19 protein-coding genes are annotated in these 18,352 nt (G+C 37.5%); 18 read left to right on the top strand and 1 reads right to left on the bottom strand.

The window, feature by feature from the left end:
- The first annotated feature begins 56 nt into the window (after positions 1 to 56).
- From CHB72_RS06075 to CHB72_RS05990, 18 genes are all read left to right on the top strand, one after another.
- Positions 57 to 626: an ANTAR domain-containing response regulator gene (locus tag CHB72_RS06075; RefSeq protein ID WP_089281974.1), complete on the top strand. Its 570-nt coding sequence runs from the start codon at positions 57 to 59 to the stop codon at positions 624 to 626.
- Between the two features lie 21 nt (positions 627 to 647).
- A complete protein-coding gene (locus CHB72_RS06070; protein WP_089281973.1) occupies positions 648 to 2,057 on the top strand; it encodes a sensor histidine kinase in 1,410 nt (469 codons plus the stop codon).
- Positions 2,058 to 2,160: 103 nt separating this feature from the next.
- Positions 2,161 to 3,594 carry an ethanolamine ammonia-lyase reactivating factor EutA gene (eutA, locus tag CHB72_RS06065; RefSeq protein WP_089281972.1) on the top strand — a complete coding sequence of 478 codons (1,434 nt, stop codon included), beginning with the start codon at positions 2,161 to 2,163 and terminating at the stop codon, positions 3,592 to 3,594.
- A 19-nt stretch (positions 3,595 to 3,613) separates the two neighbouring features.
- Positions 3,614 to 4,978, top strand: a complete 1,365-nt coding sequence (locus CHB72_RS06060; protein WP_089281971.1) for an ethanolamine ammonia-lyase subunit EutB — start codon at positions 3,614 to 3,616, stop codon at positions 4,976 to 4,978.
- Positions 4,979 to 5,009: 31 nt separating this feature from the next.
- Positions 5,010 to 5,909 carry an ethanolamine ammonia-lyase subunit EutC gene (eutC, locus tag CHB72_RS06055; protein ID WP_330396985.1) on the top strand — a complete coding sequence of 300 codons (900 nt, stop codon included), beginning with the start codon at positions 5,010 to 5,012 and terminating at the stop codon, positions 5,907 to 5,909.
- 23 nt (positions 5,910 to 5,932) lie between these two features.
- Positions 5,933 to 6,586: an ethanolamine utilization microcompartment protein EutL gene (gene eutL / locus CHB72_RS06050; protein WP_089281970.1), complete on the top strand. Its 654-nt coding sequence runs from the start codon at positions 5,933 to 5,935 to the stop codon at positions 6,584 to 6,586.
- A 17-nt stretch (positions 6,587 to 6,603) separates the two neighbouring features.
- On the top strand, positions 6,604 to 7,218 hold the full coding sequence (locus tag CHB72_RS27700; RefSeq protein WP_089281969.1) for a BMC domain-containing protein: 615 nt from the start codon (positions 6,604 to 6,606) through the stop codon (positions 7,216 to 7,218).
- A complete protein-coding gene (locus tag CHB72_RS06040) occupies positions 7,219 to 8,667 on the top strand; it encodes an acetaldehyde dehydrogenase (acetylating) (RefSeq protein WP_089281968.1) in 1,449 nt (482 codons plus the stop codon). It abuts the gene before it with no gap.
- 18 nt (positions 8,668 to 8,685) lie between these two features.
- Positions 8,686 to 8,970, top strand: a complete 285-nt coding sequence (gene eutM / locus CHB72_RS06035; protein ID WP_089281967.1) for an ethanolamine utilization microcompartment protein EutM — start codon at positions 8,686 to 8,688, stop codon at positions 8,968 to 8,970.
- Positions 8,971 to 9,035: 65 nt separating this feature from the next.
- Positions 9,036 to 9,821: a cobalamin adenosyltransferase gene (locus CHB72_RS06030; RefSeq protein ID WP_089281966.1), complete on the top strand. Its 786-nt coding sequence runs from the start codon at positions 9,036 to 9,038 to the stop codon at positions 9,819 to 9,821.
- A 2-nt stretch (positions 9,822 to 9,823) separates the two neighbouring features.
- The gene (pduL, locus tag CHB72_RS06025) at positions 9,824 to 10,486 is read left to right on the top strand and encodes a phosphate propanoyltransferase (RefSeq protein ID WP_089281965.1); all 663 of its coding nucleotides are present in this window, start codon (positions 9,824 to 9,826) and stop codon (positions 10,484 to 10,486) included.
- 101 nt (positions 10,487 to 10,587) lie between these two features.
- Positions 10,588 to 11,430, top strand: a complete 843-nt coding sequence (gene eutJ, locus CHB72_RS06020) for an ethanolamine utilization protein EutJ (protein ID WP_089281964.1) — start codon at positions 10,588 to 10,590, stop codon at positions 11,428 to 11,430.
- Positions 11,421 to 12,104 (top strand): hypothetical protein, encoded by a 684-nt coding sequence (locus CHB72_RS06015; RefSeq protein WP_089281963.1) that lies wholly within the window; start codon positions 11,421 to 11,423, stop codon positions 12,102 to 12,104. The genes eutJ and CHB72_RS06015 overlap by 10 nt, the downstream gene beginning before the upstream one ends.
- 18 nt (positions 12,105 to 12,122) lie before the next feature.
- The gene (locus CHB72_RS06010; protein WP_089281962.1) at positions 12,123 to 12,392 is read left to right on the top strand and encodes a EutN/CcmL family microcompartment protein; all 270 of its coding nucleotides are present in this window, start codon (positions 12,123 to 12,125) and stop codon (positions 12,390 to 12,392) included.
- 26 nt (positions 12,393 to 12,418) lie between these two features.
- A complete protein-coding gene (locus tag CHB72_RS06005) occupies positions 12,419 to 13,765 on the top strand; it encodes a 4Fe-4S dicluster domain-containing protein (RefSeq protein ID WP_089281961.1) in 1,347 nt (448 codons plus the stop codon).
- A complete protein-coding gene (locus CHB72_RS06000) occupies positions 13,762 to 14,310 on the top strand; it encodes a BMC domain-containing protein (RefSeq protein ID WP_089281960.1) in 549 nt (182 codons plus the stop codon). The genes CHB72_RS06005 and CHB72_RS06000 overlap by 4 nt, the downstream gene beginning before the upstream one ends.
- A 68-nt stretch (positions 14,311 to 14,378) precedes the next feature.
- Positions 14,379 to 15,482 (top strand): ethanolamine utilization protein EutH, encoded by a 1,104-nt coding sequence (gene eutH, locus CHB72_RS05995; RefSeq protein ID WP_089281959.1) that lies wholly within the window; start codon positions 14,379 to 14,381, stop codon positions 15,480 to 15,482.
- Between the two features lie 182 nt (positions 15,483 to 15,664).
- Positions 15,665 to 16,822 (top strand): 1-propanol dehydrogenase PduQ, encoded by a 1,158-nt coding sequence (locus CHB72_RS05990; RefSeq protein WP_176431230.1) that lies wholly within the window; start codon positions 15,665 to 15,667, stop codon positions 16,820 to 16,822.
- 120 nt (positions 16,823 to 16,942) lie between these two features.
- Here CHB72_RS05990 and CHB72_RS05985 read toward each other — a convergent pair whose 3' ends face one another.
- Entirely contained in the window at positions 16,943 to 18,301 is a 1,359-nt protein-coding gene (locus CHB72_RS05985; RefSeq protein ID WP_089281958.1) for a Na+/H+ antiporter NhaC family protein, read from the bottom strand.
- Positions 18,302 to 18,352 lie beyond the last annotated feature (51 nt).

Genomic DNA, 18,352 nt, shown 5'->3' with positions numbered 1-18,352 from the left:
AATAAAGGTGTAAGTAATCAACGGAGATTATGAAAGTATCAAAGGAGGAAGATGCCATGAAAGGGCGAGTAGTAATAGCCGACGACGAGCCTATTACTAGAATGGATATATTAGAAATGTTACATGAAGAAGGCTACGATGTTGTAGGAGAAGCCTCAGATGGATTTGATGCGATTGAGCTGTGCAAGAAGTATAAACCTGATTTAGTATTGCTAGATGTTAAGATGCCTTTGTTAAATGGTTTAAAGGCTGCTAAAATAATTAATCAAGATGAACTAGCAGAATGTATTGTATTGGTAACTGCTTATAGTAGTAGGGAATTTGTAGAAGAAGCTAAAAAAGCAGGAGCTATGGGATATGTTGTTAAACCAATTAATGAAAAGAACTTACTGCCTACCCTAGAGGTTGCGATATCTACAAGTAAAGAATTTAATGAAATGAAAAAAGAAGTAAAAAAAGCTCAAACCCAGCTAGAGGACAGAAAGCAGATTGAAAGAGCAAAGGGAGTTCTGATGAAAAATGAAGGACTTTCAGAGGAAGAAGCCTACAGCAAAATAAGAACATTAAGTATGTCTAAAAGGCGTTCTATGGGGGAAATAGCGAAGATAATTACAATGAATCAATAGAAGATGCTAAGGGGTGAAAGGATGTTAAGGGAGCTTTGTGAAACCTATACAAAATTATCCGACACAGATATTCTTATTCTAGAAAACCTAAAGCAAATGTTACCATTAATTGCGAGAGCTATTAAAGCTGATGTCTTCATTGATTGTCTAACCAATATCCCCAATATCGCTATTGTTGTAGCAGAAGCTAAACAAAGTCAAGAAGAGTCCATGTATCAGTATTCAGTTGTTGGAAAATTTGCTTTGGGAGAAAATGAACCTGCTGCTTTACGGACACTAGAAACTGGTGTTTCCTCTAGAGATTTAAAGGCACTAACACAGGAGAATAAGACAGTAAGACAAAATGTGGAGCCTATAAAGAATAAGAAAGGTCAAGTGATTGGTGTTTTGATTATTGAACAAGATATTACAAAGGACATTAAGCGAGACAAGGAAATGGAAGATTTATTAGAAATAACGGAAAAATTAACAGAAACCTTAAGCACTTTAAAAAGAGCAGAGAATACAATTATTCATCATGTCAATGAAGCCATTATTATGTTTAATAGTAAAGGCATTGCTACTTATTGCAATCCTGAGGCTTCCCAGCTTTATAAAAAGCTGGGGTATCAAGATGAAATCATTGGATTATCTTTTAATAACTTAACCCTAGGTGGTATGAGCTTCTCTGGTGTTATTCATAAAGATGTTGTTAATGTGGTGGAAGTAAAGATAGGAAAACTATCCCTTCGAGTAAAATATGTGGCTATGGAAGATGAAAATGAAGTTATTGGATTTATTATGATTATCAAAGACGTTACAGAGGTAAAAGAGAAAGAAATGGAACTGGTTTCAAAATCTGTTGCTATTAGCGAAATACACCATCGGGTTAAAAATAATTTACAGACAATCGCCAGCTTATTGAGGTTGCAGTCCCGGCGAATTCATGATGGTAAAGCAAAGCAAGCTTTTAATGAAAGTATTAGCAGAATTTTAAGTATTGCCATTACTCACGAATTACTAGCCCAGAAGGGACTAGATGATGTTGATTTACGAACCATTTTAGAAAAAATAAAGGAAAGTATCATGAGTTATGTACTATCTCCAGAGAAAAATATCCGTATTCATATAGAAGGAGATCCTATCATTGTAAACTCAGATAAGGCTACATCTATTGCACTAGTGGTTAATGAGCTTTTGCAAAATTCCTTAGAACATGGCTTTGATGGAAGGGAAGAAGGCAACATCCAAATTAGTATCCAAAAGGGGGAAGTTTATACCCAGGTTACTGTTATAGACAATGGCGTAGGCTTTGATACAAAAACAGTGAAAAGAAAAAGCTTGGGGTTAAGTATTGTTAAAAGTATTGTCCGAGAAAGACTTTATGGTAATCTTCAAATGAACTCTAATGAGGATGGAACAGAAATACGTTTTAATTTTAAAAATGAATAAAACAAAGCACAATGGCGTGTTTTTAAAAGGCAATGGGGCCAAGAATCTATACAATATATAGATCCTTGGCCCCATTGTCTTTATAGAGGAAGGAGGGGAAGCTTTGAGAGAAAATATTTTTAGTGTAGGAATTGACATTGGTACTTCAACAACTCAGTTAGTATTTAGTAAACTTATCATCGAAAATACAGCTTCCATAATGGCCATTCCAAGGATACAAATTATTGATAAAGAAGTTGTCTATAGAAGCGACATACATTTTACACCTTTATTATCAGAAACACAAATCGATGGAGAGGCTATCCGGAAAATTATCGAATTAGAATATAGAAAAGCAGAGATTCCCTTTGAAAGAATTGATACAGGGGCAGTAATTATAACTGGAGAGACTGCGAGAAAGGAAAATGCCAACGAAATCATTAACACCCTTAGTGGTTTAGCAGGTGACTTCGTTGTAGCTACCGCAGGGCCAGATTTAGAAGGTATTATTGCAGGTAAAGGCGCGGGGGCTGCAAAATTTTCAAAAGAAAGAAGCTGCACCGTCGTTAACTTGGATATTGGCGGAGGAACAACCAACATAGCTATCTTCAAAAATGGGGAAGTTGTTGACACTGCTTGTCTTGATATTGGGGGTCGGTTGATCAAGTTTGAAGATGATCAATTGAAGGTGGCCTATGCTTCTAATAAAATTAAAATTTTAGCTAAAGACATAGGCGTTGATATTCAAGTAGGCAAGAGATTATCAGTAGATGAGGTAGAAGGTCTATGTAAAAGAATGGGAGATATCTTAGCTGAGAGTTTAGGGATGATTCCCCAGACAACTTTACTCCAAGAAATGTTAACTGGAACACCTTTAAAATGGAAACAGAAGATTGATTATATTTCCTTTTCTGGAGGCGTAGCAGATTACATGTTTAACAAGAGTAGTGCATCTCTATTTAAATATGGTGACATCGGTATCCTTCTTGGGAAATCCATTGGATCCTCCTCTTGGTTAGAAAGCTCCAAGGTGATACAAGCTAGTGAGACTATTGGAGCAACTGTTGTAGGGGCAGGAACCCATACAACGGAGATCAGTGGGAGCACTATTACGATTGAATCATCAATCTTACCTATAAAAAACATTCCCATTCTACGGGTAAATCCAGAAGATGAAGAACTTGTGAGTGATCAGTTAAGCTGTAAAATTGCTGAAAGATTAGATTGGTTTCGACTAGAGAATGATCAGCAGTTGGTAGCTTTGGCCATGAAGGGACTTAAGAATCCAAGTTTTCAGCAAATACAACAATTAGCAAAAGCCATTATTAGAGGAGTAGAAGAGAAATTAAGAGATGGGGAACCCCTCATTATTGTGGTTGAAAATGATATGGCTAAGATATTAGGGCAGGGAATCCATGCTCACTTGGTTAGTAAAAGAGATGTAATTTGTATTGACTCCATCAAAGTGGATAATGGGGATTATATTGACATTGGCAAGCCTTTAGCCAATGGGAAGGTAGTACCTGTTATTATAAAAACCTTGGTATTTAATTATTGAGATAGAAGGGAGATAGGACATGATATTAAAAACAAAATTATTTGGGACAGTTTATCAATTCAAAAGCTTAAATGAAGTGATGGCCAAGGCCAATGAGGAAAGATCAGGAGACAAACTGGCTGGACTGGCAGCAACCTCCATCACAGAAATGGTGGCAGCGAAGGAAGTATTAAGTAATCTAACACTAAAGGACATAAGAAACAATCCAGCTGTACCTTATGAAACAGATGAGGTAACAAGAATTATTCAAGATGGGGTCAATGAAAAAATCTACAGTGAGATTCAAAACTGGACAGTCTCTGAACTAAGAGAATGGATTTTAAACAGTGAAACCACCGGCAGCGATATTAGAAGAATCAGCAGAGGACTAACTAGCGAGATGGTGGCAGCGGTTGCTAAGCTCATGTCTAATCTAGACTTGGTATATGGAGCAAAAAAAATCGTTGTTACTGCCCACTGTAACACTACTATTGGACAAGCAGAAACCTTAGCTTATAGACTTCAGCCTAATCATACAACTGATAATATAGAAGGCATCAAAGTATCTCTTTTTGAAGGTTTAAGTTATGGGGCAGGGGATGCGGTATTGGGTTTAAATCCTGTAAGTGACACAGTGAATAGCGTGAAAAATGTATTAAAATTATTTGAAGAAGTAAAGCAAAAATGGCAGATTCCAACACAAATTTGTGTACTGGCCCATGTAACAACACAAATGGAGGCTATTAGACAAGGGGCACCTTCAGACTTGATCTTCCAAAGTATAGCAGGAACAGAGAAAGGAAATGAAGCCTTTGGTGTAAATGATAGAATTTTATCTGAAGCTAGAGAACTTGTATTAAAGGAAGGAACTTCTACTGGACCAAATGTTATGTATTTTGAAACAGGGCAAGGCTCTGAGCTTTCTTCGGATGCTCACATGGGTGTTGATCAAGTCACTTTAGAAGCTAGGTGCTATGGATTAGCTAAAAAATACAGCCCATTCCTGGTAAATACTGTTGTTGGATTTATTGGACCTGAATATTTGTATAATAGCAAACAGGTAATTAGAGCAGGGCTTGAGGATCATTTTATGGGTAAGCTATCGGGCATTCCAATGGGGGTAGATGTATGCTATACCAATCATATGAAGGCTGACCAAAATGATATTGAAAACTTAAGTATTCTACTAGCTAGCGCTGGATGCAATTTCTTAATTGGAACGCCTGCAGGAGATGACATTATGCTTAACTACCAAAGCTCAAGCTTCCATGACGCTGCTACCTTAAGAGAATTATTGAATTTAACACCAATCCCTGAATTTCAAAAGTGGTTAGAAAAAATGGGAATTTATGAAAATGGCAGGTTATCAAAAAGAGCTGGAGATGCATCGATTTTTTTAAAATAAATAGAGAAAAAAGAAAAAGGAGGGCATTGGATTGATTTCAGAACAGGTAATCAAAGATATGGTTCAGCAAATTGTAGAGAAAATGGTCATGGATAAAAAGCAAAGTGACGAAGAAAATTATTTTACAGAAACAGACACAAATTCACAACCAAGAGGATGTATGGATGATGAGAAGTTAAAGGATTTAACAGAGATTAAAATACAAGATTATTTTACAGTATCTAATCCAGAGAACAAAGAAGCCTATTTACAACTTAAGGAAAGTACGCCTGCTAGAGTTGGAATTTGGCGGACAGGACCTCGTTATCTTACAGATACATTGTTGAGATTCAGAGCTGATCATGCTGTTGCTATGGATGCTGTTTTCACTTATGTTTCAGAAGAATTGCTAGAGGAAATGGGCTTGTTTTCAGTAAATACCTTATGTCATGATAAGGATGAATATATGACAAGACCTGATTTAGGCAGAAAATTTAGTGAAGAAAGTATTGAGAGAATAAAAGAAAAATGTATAAAAAGTCCTCAAGTACAAATTTATGTCTCTGATGGTTTGAGTTCAACTGCTATTGAGGCTAATATTAAGGATATTTTACCCTCCATTATGCAGGGATTGAAAAACTATGGATTGAAGATAGGAACACCATTTTTCGTGAAACATGGTAGGGTGCCAGCTATGGACGTTATTTCAGAAGTTCTTGATGCCGAAGTAACAGTGGTACTGATTGGCGAAAGACCAGGATTAGCTACGGGAGAAAGTATGAGCTGCTACATGGCTTATCGTGGAAAGGTAGGTATGCCTGAATCTAGGAGAACAGTTATATCTAACATCCATAAGGGTGGTACCTCTGCTACAGAAGCAGGTGCGCATATAGCTCAAATTGTTAAGGAAATGATAGAGCAAAAAGCAAGTGGTTTAGATCTTAAGTTATAAATAATAGAAATGGAGTGAAAAACATGAAAAATGATGCATTGCGTGCTTCTGTCCTAAGTGCAAAAATCATTCCTAATGTGAGCCTTGATATGGCAAAGGAACTGAAGTTAGAGGAGGGATATAGAAGTATTGGAATTGTTACTGCTGATAGTGATGACGTGACCTACACAGCCCTAGATGAGGCTACAAAAAAAGCGGATGTTAGAGTAGCGTATGCAAAGTCCTTTTATGGTGGAACTGCTAATGCCAATACGAAGCTGGCGGGAGAGGTAATTGGTATTATTTCTGGACCGAATCCAGCAGAAGTAAGAAGTGGGCTTGATGCAGTAGCTGATTTTATCGAAAATGATGCTTGTTTTTATAGTGCAAATGATGATGATTCCATAGCTTATTATGCCCATTGCATCTCTAGAACAGGATCCTATTTATCAGAAATGGCAGGAGTTAAAGAAGGAGAAGCTTTAGCTTATGTAATAGCGCCCCCTCTAGAGGCAATGTATGCCTTAGATGCTGCTATGAAAGCTGCTGATGTACAAATGGTATGCTTCTATGGTCCTCCAACTGAAACCAACTTTGGCGGTGGATTATTAACTGGAAGTCAGTCGGCATGTAAAGCTGCATGTGATGCTTTTGCCGAAGCTGTGAAGTTCGTGGCAGATAACCCTACAAAATACTAAAGTGAGTTGAGTTAATTATGAGGTATAATACACTGGGACTATTAGAGACCTATGGCTATATTCCAGCAATTGTAGCTTTGGATACTGCCTTGAAAACAGCAAATGTTACGCTAAAGGATCTTCAGATTACTGGAGGTGGTTTGGTGACCATCATGGTAGAAGGAGATGTGGCGGCTGTTCAGGCGGCAATTGAAGCTGGGGGTACTGCTGCAGAAACAGTAGGTTATGTTGTTTCTCAACATGTAATACCGAGGTCTGATCTTCAACTAAAGCTTTTCTTTGAGGCGGATGAAGACAACGGTCAACAGACAATAGAAGAATCCCCTTCTAGCAATTTAGCGGAAGCAGCTGATAAAGTAGAAGAAATAGAAGAAGCACAAGAAATCCTAGAAGTGCCAAAAGATCAAAAAGAGCTGGTACAAAGTAAAACTAAGGCTCTAGTGATTGAGCATAATGGAAAAGAGATCAGAATTACATCGAAAAAAGATCTCCATAGAATGAAGGTAGTAGAGCTTAGAAAAATCGCTAGGGGATTGGCAGGCTTTTCGATGGAAACAAAAAAAATCAAGTTTGCTAATAAATCAGAACTAGTACAGGCTATATTAAATTACACAAAAATGGAGGTGGAATAAGTGGAGCTACAGGATAAAGATTTAGTATCCATTCAAGAGGTAAGACATATGGTATCAAAAGCTAATGAAGCCCAGAAGAAATTTGCTAAATTTAGTCAAGAAACTATTGATAAAATCGTCTATGCTATGAAGGACGCCACCTATCCACAGGCAGAATTTCTTGGACAACTTGCCTCTGAAGAAACAGGATTTGGTAAGTGGCAAGATAAAAAAGTAAAAAATCAAATTGCCAGTGAGGGTGTATACAATCATATTAAAGGCATGAAAACAATTGGAATCATTCATGAGGACGAGGAAAAAAAGATTGTGGAAATTGGAACGCCAGTTGGTACGATTGCTGCTTTAATTCCTTCTACCAATCCAACATCTACTGTAATCTATAAAACATTAATTGCTCTAAAAGCTGGGAATGCCATTATTTTTAGTCCTCATCCAAGTGCATTAAAGAGTATTTTAAAAACAGTAGAAATTTTAAATAAAGCAGCTGTGGAGGCAGGGGCACCAGAAGGACTAATCCATTGTATGACTCAGCCCACCATGGAGGGAACCAGTGAGCTTATGAAACACAAAGGAATAGACTTGATTTTAGCCACTGGAGGATCTGCCATGGTGAAGGCAGCCTATAGTTCAGGAACACCAGCTCTAGGGGTTGGTCCTGGTAATGTTCCTGCATTTATTGAAAGAAGTGCTAACATAAAAGAAGCAATAGAAAAGATAGTTTCAAGTAAAACCTTTGATCATGGAACCGTTTGTGCATCAGAGCAGGCTATTGTGACAGAGAGATGTATTGCTGAAAAAGTGAAGGAAGAAATAAAATACCAAGGTGGTTACTTTTTAGTTGGAGAGCAGCTAGAGAAGGTGACAGCAATTATGGAGACGGTAACAGGAGGAATGAACCCTAGAATTGTAGGGAAATCTGCTCAGGACATTGCTAGAATGGCCGGGATTGAAATTCCCCAGGAGGTCAAAATACTTCTTTGCGAAGAAAAAAATGTTGGAAAAAATGCTCCTTTTTCTAAGGAAAAGCTCACTGCCCTCCTAGCATTTTATACGGTTGAAGATTGGCAAGAAGCTTGTGAGCTTTGCTATGCTCTATTGGAGAATGGTGGATTGGGACATACCTTAGCCATTCATTCTCAGGATGAAGCGATTATTAGAGAGTTTGCCCTAAAAAAGCCGGTTTCTAGATTTTTAGTAAATACACCATCAACCCAAGGAGCTATTGGGCTTACTACAAACCTTGCACCATCCTTTACTTTAGGGTGTGGAGCTATTGGCGGAAGTGCTACATCTGACAATGTAGGGCCCATGCATCTGATCAATATTAGAAGAATGGCCTATGGAATAGATGACTGTAAAAGAACTGGAGAGACAGCAGAATTAAGTAATATAGACATTGAAACAATTACTCGATTGGTAATGGAAAGCTTAAAAAATAAATTTAATTAATTTAAGGAGGAATTTTAAATGGCAACTTTAAACGCATTAGGAATGATTGAAACAAAAGGATTAGTAGGTGCAATTGAGGCAGCAGATGCAATGGTAAAGGCTGCAAATGTAACACTATTAGGTAAAGAACATGTTGGTGGCGGATTAGTAACAGTAATGGTAAGAGGAGATGTTGGAGCAGTTAAAGCTGCAACTGATGCTGGAGCAGCTGCAGCAGAAAGAGTTGGAGAATTAGTATCTGTACATGTTATTCCAAGACCTCATGGTGAAGTAGAAATCATCCTTCCACAAATAAAAGAATAAATAAAATCTCCCTCCTGGATCAATATTTGATCTGGGAGGGTTAATTGATAAAAGGGAGGGATCCTATGAAGGTTTTGACAGAAACGGGGCTTCGTTCGGAGTTTAAAAACAAGTTTCCGAAAACCTACTCAGTTAATTCTCAAGTGCTAATTACACCCTCAGCAAAGCAATACTTAAAGGAAAAGAAGATAGAGTTAATATTTGAAAAAGAAGATATAGAAAAATCAAATACAGTATCAAGAGAGTCTGTGGAAATAAAAGAAGATGAGAAAAATCCAGTAGAGCCTAAATATAAGTGTTATTATAGCGGAGGGCTTTTTGAGAGTAAGCCTGAGCATATGACACAGCTTTATGGAAACTTCCTAGTTAACAAGGATCATCCTAGAATTCAATTAAGAGGGAAGTTGGATAGCTTTCAGGCTCAAATCTTAGAGATGCAAGTATTTTTAGATCATCGAAAAGAGAAAAAACTTTTAGAAGATTTAACAGAAGTTCTCACCTTTGTCAGAAATCTTTTAAGGGCAGAAGTATTAGAGGAACCTTTTAACCATTACAAAATATTAGGATTAGATGAGGGACAATTGAGAAAAATGTCACATAATCCAGAAAAGTTTTTTGGGGTAAAGCATTTTTTGCCAGAGTATTCTATGGGAGCAATATTAATAAAATTAAATTCTTTAAGAAGTGCTGCCAGGGAAATGGAAATCGTTGGGATAAAAGCCTTTACTGGCAGTAATGGTGCAATAGAAAGACTAGATATCATTCAAGCCCTCAACCGATTAAGCAGCTGTCTATATATCATGATGTGCCGATGGCAAGGTGGTACTACAAATAGGGGGTGCAGAAGTTAAAAGTGAAGGAAGAGCTCATTAAACAAATAGTAGAAAAGGTCATGGAGAATATTGAAGGATGTCAGGAGAATTCAATAGAAATTCCAGTAGAGGTTTCTGCCAGACATATTCATTTAAGTAAAGAACATATGGAGTTTCTATTTGATAGTGAGGATCAATTGAAGGTTTTGAAGGAATTATCTCAGCCTGGCCAGTTTGTATACGATAAAAGAGTAACATTAATGGGACCTAAGGGAGTCATTAGTAATGTAGCAATCCTAGGGCCAGCTAGAAGGGATACGCAGGTAGAAATATCCTATACAGATGCTAGAACGTTAGGTGTTAACCCTCCTATTAGAGAATCTGGTGCTTTAGAAAATACAGAAGGCCTTATTATTGCTGCGGGGGTTAGGGCTATTAATTTAGACCAAGGGGTAATTATCGCAAAGAGACATATTCATATGACTCCCAAAGAGGCTGAAGCTTTACATGTAAAGGATGGACAGCATGTTAAGGTAAGAATTAAAAGCCAACGACCTGTTATTTTAGAAGAGGTTTTAGTAAGAGTTAGTGAAAAATATAAACTTAGTATGCATATTGATCATGATGAAGGCAACGCTGCTGCCTATCAAACAGGAACTGTTGGGGAAATTATAACTAAATTAAGATGTTCCCCGCCTCTATAGGCGGCGGGTTCCACTTAATTTTTCAGTGGGAGTTCAATCTCCCACTGAAAACGTTAAATGACGGGCAAAGCCCTTATTGAAGATAACAGGAGGATTTAAAAGTGGATTTCACACAGGTAGATCATATAGTTAGTCAAGTTGAAAAATCTATTTATGAAACCTTTCCTTTTGATCCTAAGAGTGAACTCCTGATAGGGGTTGATTTAGGAACAGCTTATGTGGTCATGGTGGTATTAGATCAAAAAAACAATCCAATTGCCTGTGAAATGGAGTTTGCTCAAGTAGTAAAGGATGGTTTGGTGGTGGACTATATAGGTGCTACCCAAATTGTACGGAGACTTAAGGAAAAACTAGAACAACGACTTGGACAGTCCTTACTAAGAGCAGCTATTGCTGTCCCTCCAGGGACTGGAGCAAAGGATAGCCAAACCCATCGTTATGTGGTAGAAGGAGCGGGATTAGAGGTGATATCCATCTTGGATGAGCCTACTGCTGCTAATGCTGTCCTGCAAGTAAACAATGGGGTAATTGTTGATATTGGTGGAGGCACTACCGGCTTATCTATTATAAAAAACGGTGAGGTAATTTACACTGCTGATGAGGCCACAGGAGGTACGCATCTGAGCTTAGTACTAGCCGGTAACTATCGTGTAAAGTTTGAAGAAGCAGAAAACATTAAAAAAGATCCTGCACAGAAAAAAGAAGTACTAGCCGTCGTCAGGCCTGTCATTCAAAAAATGGCATCTATTATTGAAACCCATATAGCTGATTTTGATGTAGATAGGATCTATTTAGTGGGGGGAACCTGTTGTTTAGAAGGTTTTGAAGATGTAGTTGAAAAAGAGATAGGTATTGCAACACAAAAACCCCATAATCCTTTTTTGGTGACCCCCTTAGGCATCGCTATGAATTGTAGAGAAGAGGAAGTGATTCAATGGAGATAGAAGCATTGGTTAAAAGCATAACAGAAGAAGTGATGAAACAGCTTCAGGAAAGAGAAACAAGTGAAAAGCTTCAATCCTCAAAGAAAGCACTAGTACTTTCTTATAGAGAACAAGTCAACAGGCAAGATATAAAGCAGTTGGAAACAATGGGAGTAGAATGTGTATTTTTAGAGGAATGTATTGAAGAGGAGATAAAGAATGTAGATTGTATCGTCTTACTTGCCTTGTCTTTATCCAGTTTGGCTTATATTGCCATGGGTATTGAAGGGGACGAAGTTTCTAAAAGAACAATCAGAGGGTTGTTATATGGAAAAGAAATTTTTGTTTTAAGTAAAGGGCTGGAACATCGAAATTTTGAGAAAACCAGTCATCCCCATTTTTATCAAACATATATGAATTATGAAAAGAAGCTTCAAAGTTTTGGTATGAAAATAGGAGATTTAAAAGAAATTTTTTCTCAATCCAATCAACAGATAAAACTGCCTCAAGTATCTATAGAGGAAAAGAATCAGATTGAGGAAACTTTCATAAGCAATAAAGTAATCACTGAAAAGGGTTTAAGGGAAATGGGCTGTGGAGAAAACAGCAGAATTTGTATAGGAGCAAAGGCAATCATTACGCCTATGGCAACGGACTATATAAGAACGAAGAAAATACAAGCAGTTAGAATCTAGTGAGGAAGGAAGATCAAATTGATTATTGGCAAAGTAATCGGTAATGTATGGGCCACTAGAAAAGATGAAACATTAAATGGATTAAAGCTGTTGGTAATTGAGGCTATAGATTACGAAAGTAATCAAAAAAAGGGGTCCTTTGTGGCAGTAGACAGTGTAGGTGCAGGTATTGGAGATCAAGTGTTGGTAGTAAAGGGAAACGCCGCAAGGAAAGCGCTTCAAAGAGAGGAAGCAGCTGTAGATGCTACAGTAGTAGGTATCATAGATGAAGTAGAAGTGAAAGCATAAAATAAAAGGTAGCAAGGGGAGGTAAAATGGATATTTTACAAAAAATATTTCAAGCTGGCGTTGTTGGTGCTGGTGGAGCAGGTTTTCCAACCCATATAAAATTTAATGGTGTGGCAGAATATCTATTGGTCAATGCAGTGGAGTGTGAACCCTTACTAGAAACTGACAAATTTTTAATACGGCATAAGAGCAAAGAAATCATTAAAACTCTAGAAATCTTAGCAAGACAGATGAAAGCAAAAAAAATTATTATTGGGTTGAAGAAAAAAAATACGAGGGAATTCAGAGCACTGAGTCAGGCAATTGAAGCTCTAAATTCTAGAGCAGAGCTTCATTTAATTGACAATTTCTACCCTGCAGGGGATGAACAAATATTAGTATATGAGCTGACCAACAGACAAATCCCCCCAGGAGGAATCCCAAAGGATGTTGGTGTTGTGGTGTGTAATGTAGGCACAGTCGTAAATGTTTACGAAGCCCTCAATGAAAAATCTGTTACTGATAAATTCATTACAATCCTAGGAGAAGTTCAAAATCCTTCTGTTCTTTATGCACCCATTGGTACTTCTATTGAGGCGTGTATTGAAATGGCAGGCGGAGCAACAATAGAGGATTATAACATTATTCTAGGAGGGCCTATGATGGGGGGAGTCATAGAAAAAAGCCAATTGAATGAGGCGGTAGTGACAAAAACAACAGGGGCTGTAATCCTTCTTCCACAGAATCATGTTATTTTCAAAAATAAACAACAAGATTTAGTACAAATGATTAACAGAAGTCGTTCAGCTTGTATCCAGTGCTCTCTTTGTACAGATTTATGTCCAAGAAACTTAATTGGGCATCCTCTACGACCCCATCGAATTATGAGAACCTTATCAATAGATAGACAGCAGTATGAAGTATTAAAGGAAGCCCTTTTATGCTGTGAGTGCGGTGTATGTGAGCTTTATGCTTGTCCTATGGGGCTATCCCCGAAAACCATTAATGGAGAAATTAAAAATCTTCTTCGTAAAGAAGGCGTAAAATATTCAAATTTGCCTATGCAAAAAGAAGTACATGAAATGCGAGAGTATAGAAAAGTACCAGCTGAAAGACTTCTTTGCAGGTTAGATCTTGCTGGATATTCAGATAAGATCAATGAGGATTATATCACTATTGAACCTCAAAGTGTGAAAATACCCCTGAGACAGCATATTGGTAAAGCAGCAACATCTATTGTAGAAGTTGGAGATGTGGTGGAGAAAGGGCAATTGATTGCAAGTGTAAATGAAGGCGATTTAGGAGCCAATATCCATGCTAGTATAAAGGGTATGATTAAAGAAGTAAATGGCTTTATTTGGATTGAGGCTGGAGAAAAGGTGGTGATGGAATGATAAGAACGATAGGATTTATAGAATTAAACAGTATTGCTAAGGGAATTGAAACAGCAGATACCATGGTTAAGGCGGCAGATGTACAGCTATTAAAGGCTCATTCTGTCTGTCCTGGTAAGTATATTATATTGATATGTGGAGACGTAGCAGCTGTTGAAGCCGCCATAAATACAGGAATAGAAATTGGTAGGTCCTATGTTGTTGATCAGCTAGTTCTGCCAAGTATTCATCCTCAATTAATTGAGGCAATTCATGCCACAAATAATGTACAAGAAGTGAATGCCCTTGGCGTGTTGGAATTTTTTAATATTGCTACAGCCATTGTAGCGGCAGATGCTGCAGCAAAGACTGCTGCAGTTACTCTTATTGAAGTCCGCTTAGGTCTTTCGATAGGGGGTAAATCCTTTATCATCCTATGTGGAGATATCAGTTCTGTTCAAGAAGCAGTGGAAGCTGGAGCAAACATTGGTAAGGAAAAAGGCATGCTGGTAGAAAAAACTGTAATTCCATCTCCACGGAAAGAGTTATTCGAAAAATTATTATAGAAGAAAACAGCTTGTATGTCTAAATTTAGGGGAATTTATTTGAAAATTTAAAGGAAGAGGTGTATTTGATGAATATCAATGAAATTATTGTTTATATTATGGTGGCTTTTATGGTATTAGGAGCTCTAGATAAAATCATAGGGAACAAATACGGCTTAGGAGAAAAATTTGACGAGGGTATCATTGCAATGGGTTCTTTAGCTGTTGCGATGGTGGGGGTTGTATCCTTAGCCCCTGTACTGGCCACAATTCTTGAGCCTATCGTTGTACCGGTTTATGCATTTTTAGGTGCAGATCCTTCTATGTTTGCAACCACGTTATTGGCTAACGACATGGGGGGATATCCTCTAGCTATGCAGTTGGCCCAAAGTCAGGAAGCAGGATTGTTTGCTGGGTTGATTTTAGGCGCTATGATGGGGCCCACCATTGTTTTTACAATCCCGGTAGCCTTAGGGATTATTAAAAAAGAAGATCATAAATATTTAGCAACAGGGGTTCTGGCAGGGATGATTACTATTCCAATTGGTTCATTTGTTGGTGGGATGGTAGCTGGCTTTGATATCTCCATGATTTTAAGTAATTTAGTACCAATTATTTTGGTATCCTTATTACTTTCCCTTGGATTATGGAAAATACCTGAGAAAATGATTAAAGGGTTCACTATTTTTGGTAAGGGTGTTGTAGTGGTTATTACAATAGGATTAGCAGCTATTATTGTAGAAACCTTAACAGGAATTGTGATTATTCCTGGGATGGCTCCAGTGACAGAGGGGATCGAAATCGTAGGGGAGATTGCGATTATGCTGGCAGGAGCTTTCCCAATGGTTTACTTTGTAACCAAGGTATTTAATAAACCTTTAATGAAGCTGGGAAAATTATTAGGAATAGGAGATGTAGCAGCTGCAGGAATGGTAGCTACTCTAGCCAATAATATTCCTATGTTTGGATTAATGAAGGATATGGATCATCGTGGAAAAATCATTAATGTTGCCTTTGCAGTTAGTGCTTCCTTTGTTTTAGGAGATCACCTTGGATTTACTGCTGGTGTAAATCAAGATATGATTTTTCCAATGGTGGCAGGAAAAATAGTAGGTGGTATTACGGCGGTGATGGTAGCTATAGTTATTGCTAATAAGAGTGCTGCCAGAGAAAACACAGCAAAACAACACTAAAAGCTATTTCTATTTATCCTTCGGTGTATAGAGGTAAAACTTATAACCAAATTAAGATGTTCCCCGCCTCTATACGGCGGGTTCCACTTAATTTTTTCAGTGGGAGTTCAATCTCCTGCTAAAAACGGTGAATGACGGGCAAAGCCCTTATTGAAATTATACTGGAAGAAGCAGGTGGTTTCTTGAAAAGCTTTAAAGAAATGACAGAGATTATTCATGGGATGAATGCAATAAAATATTTAGAAAAATTTAAAGGGAAAAGGGCATGCATTGTTACAGACCCCACAATGCTCCAATTAAAGATGATTGATAATCTAACGGAGATTTTTGATAGAAACAATGTACATTATGAGGTGTTTTCTGAGGTGGAAGCAGATCCTTCCTTTGAAGTGATCTACAAAGGATTAAATCATATTATTAAAAATAAGCCCCAAGTGCTTATTGCTATAGGGGGAGGCTCTGCCATTGATGCGGCAAAGGCTATCATGTATTTTTGCATCAAAATTAAAGAAGGTCTGATAAATACTCATGAAATACCTAAACCTTTTTTTATAGCAATACCAACTACCAGTGGAACTGGTTCGGAAGTGACAGCTTATTCTGTCATAACAGATAAAGAAAAAAATATGAAAATACCTATTGTTGATCCTTTAATGGTGCCAGACGTAGCCATCCTAGATCCTCAGTTCACCAAAAGTATACCATCACATATTACAGCAGATACAGGGATTGATATTTTAACCCACTGCATTGAGGCTTATGTTTCTAAGGGAGCATCAGACTTTACTGATGCTTTAGTAGAAAAATCTATAGCTCAAGTTTTTCAGTATTTATTGAAAGCCTATGAGGATGGGGCCAACATGGTGGCTAGAGAAAAGCTTCATAATGCCTCTTGTATGGCTGGAATCGCCTTTACTAATGCTGGTCTGGGCATTAATCATAGCATGGCCCATAGCTTAGGAAGCTTTTTTAAAATTCCTCATGGCCGTAGCAATGCTATATTGATGCCCTATGTCATTGCTTTTAATAGCAAAGAGCAGGGCAAGAAAGACTATAATCAAGCAGCAATCAAATACGTCCAATTGGCAGAACATTTAGGACTTCCTAGTGTAACGATTGAAAAAGGAGTATTGAGTTTGATTGAGGCCATAAAAGTGATGAAAATGGCTATGAAGATGCCTGCAACTATAAAAGAAGCAGGTGTAGATCGGGAAATCTTCATGAATGCATTAGAGGAAATGTCTACCATAGCATTAAAAGATATGTGCACTAGTGGTAATCCCAAAGAAGTTACAAAGGAAGACATCAAAAATATTTATTTAGAGGCATATGGTCATTGATATAACACAAGTTGAATAGATTTATAGGATTAAAAAATAAATGTCCCTCTAGCTAGAACAAAGAAAAATTCAAGCTAAAGGGACATTTGTATTTAGTGCAAAGAATTTCCAGAAGGACTTTTAGTTGTTGGGGCTCTTCCATACTCGAGAAGTAGTTTGGTTTAAATCTACTTCCTTTGATCTTAGATAAAGAAAGTTAAAGATAGGAATGAGATATAGATAAAATGCATAGGGAATAAATGCTGTGCTACTGACCATTAAGGTGGTAGTTGGAACAAAAGAGGCTATATTCCAAGGAATAAGTGGAGCTAAAACAACTGAGGTGTTCTCGATATCTACCGCCTGTTGATACTGATCAACATGATTTTCCCTATAGGAATTCTTTAAAAGGTGTGTAGTTAATACAATAGATATTGTCTGATTACATCCAAAGGCAGCCGTTATTAGTGCAGTGATACAGGTAAAAAAGAATAAGTGAAATCTGGGTTTTGCTTTTGAAAACACCCCTTCTAAGCCTTTTAACATCCCAGTTCCATCAAGAAGACCCGATAGAGAACTGGAAACAAATACAATGATAGCAGCTTTCCCCATCGAAAGGATACCACCTCCGTTGATAATCTCTCCTAGAGAACCAGCTGTATCAAGTCGAAAACCAAAAATAATATATCCTAAAACCTCATTAATCTTATATTGCTGTAAAACAACTGCTAAGATTGTAGCAGTTATAATACTTAAAAGCATGGATAGCTTTACATCTAATCGAAGTGTAGCCAAGATCAAGATTACCACAGCCGGCAGCAATGTTCTCCAATCTACTATGAAAGTATTGATAATCTCCCTATCCATATTGCTTTCTACTAGATTTAGAGGTTGGTGAATAGATAATAGGCCATACAGGATCACTGCAATAGAAAAAGGAATCGCTGCTGTTTTAAACATATTTTTAATGTTCCTATAAAGCTGGGTTTCAGTTAAGGTCGCTACTAGATTGGCGCTAGACGACATGGGTGAGGATCTATCTCCAAAATAGGCTCCAGCGATAATAGCACCAGCTGCTAAATTGACATTTACTCCTCCGCCCTTAGCCATAACAATTAAGGCTACCCCAACGGTACTGACAGTGCCAAAGGAGGTACCTAATAGAAAAGAGACAAAAACACAGATTAAAAAGGCATACAAAATGAAGAATCTAGGATGCATCAGCTGTATACCGTAATACACAATACCAGTCACGGTGCCAGAAGCCATCCAAGAAGCAGTAATAGCTCCTATTAAGAGGAAGATTCTTAATACAAGAAATACTTTTTTTCCGCCACCATAGGATGATTTGAGAATATTCTTTATGGCAAAGCCTCTCTTTAAGGCTAATAAAACAAAAAGAAGAAAACATACAATCAAGGCATAGCCTATAAAAATTTCCTTGTAAATACTAAAAACCAACAGAAAAAAAGATACTGCCAACGTAATAATAATACCCATAATTGTCCTCCTTATCCAGGAAAGTGTAACTATTCAATCCTATCATAACAC

The organism is Anaerovirgula multivorans, from assembly GCF_900188145.1.
Lineage (GTDB): Bacteria > Bacillota > Clostridia > Peptostreptococcales > Natronincolaceae > Anaerovirgula > Anaerovirgula multivorans.
This window is presented reverse-complemented; position numbering and strand designations above follow the sequence as displayed.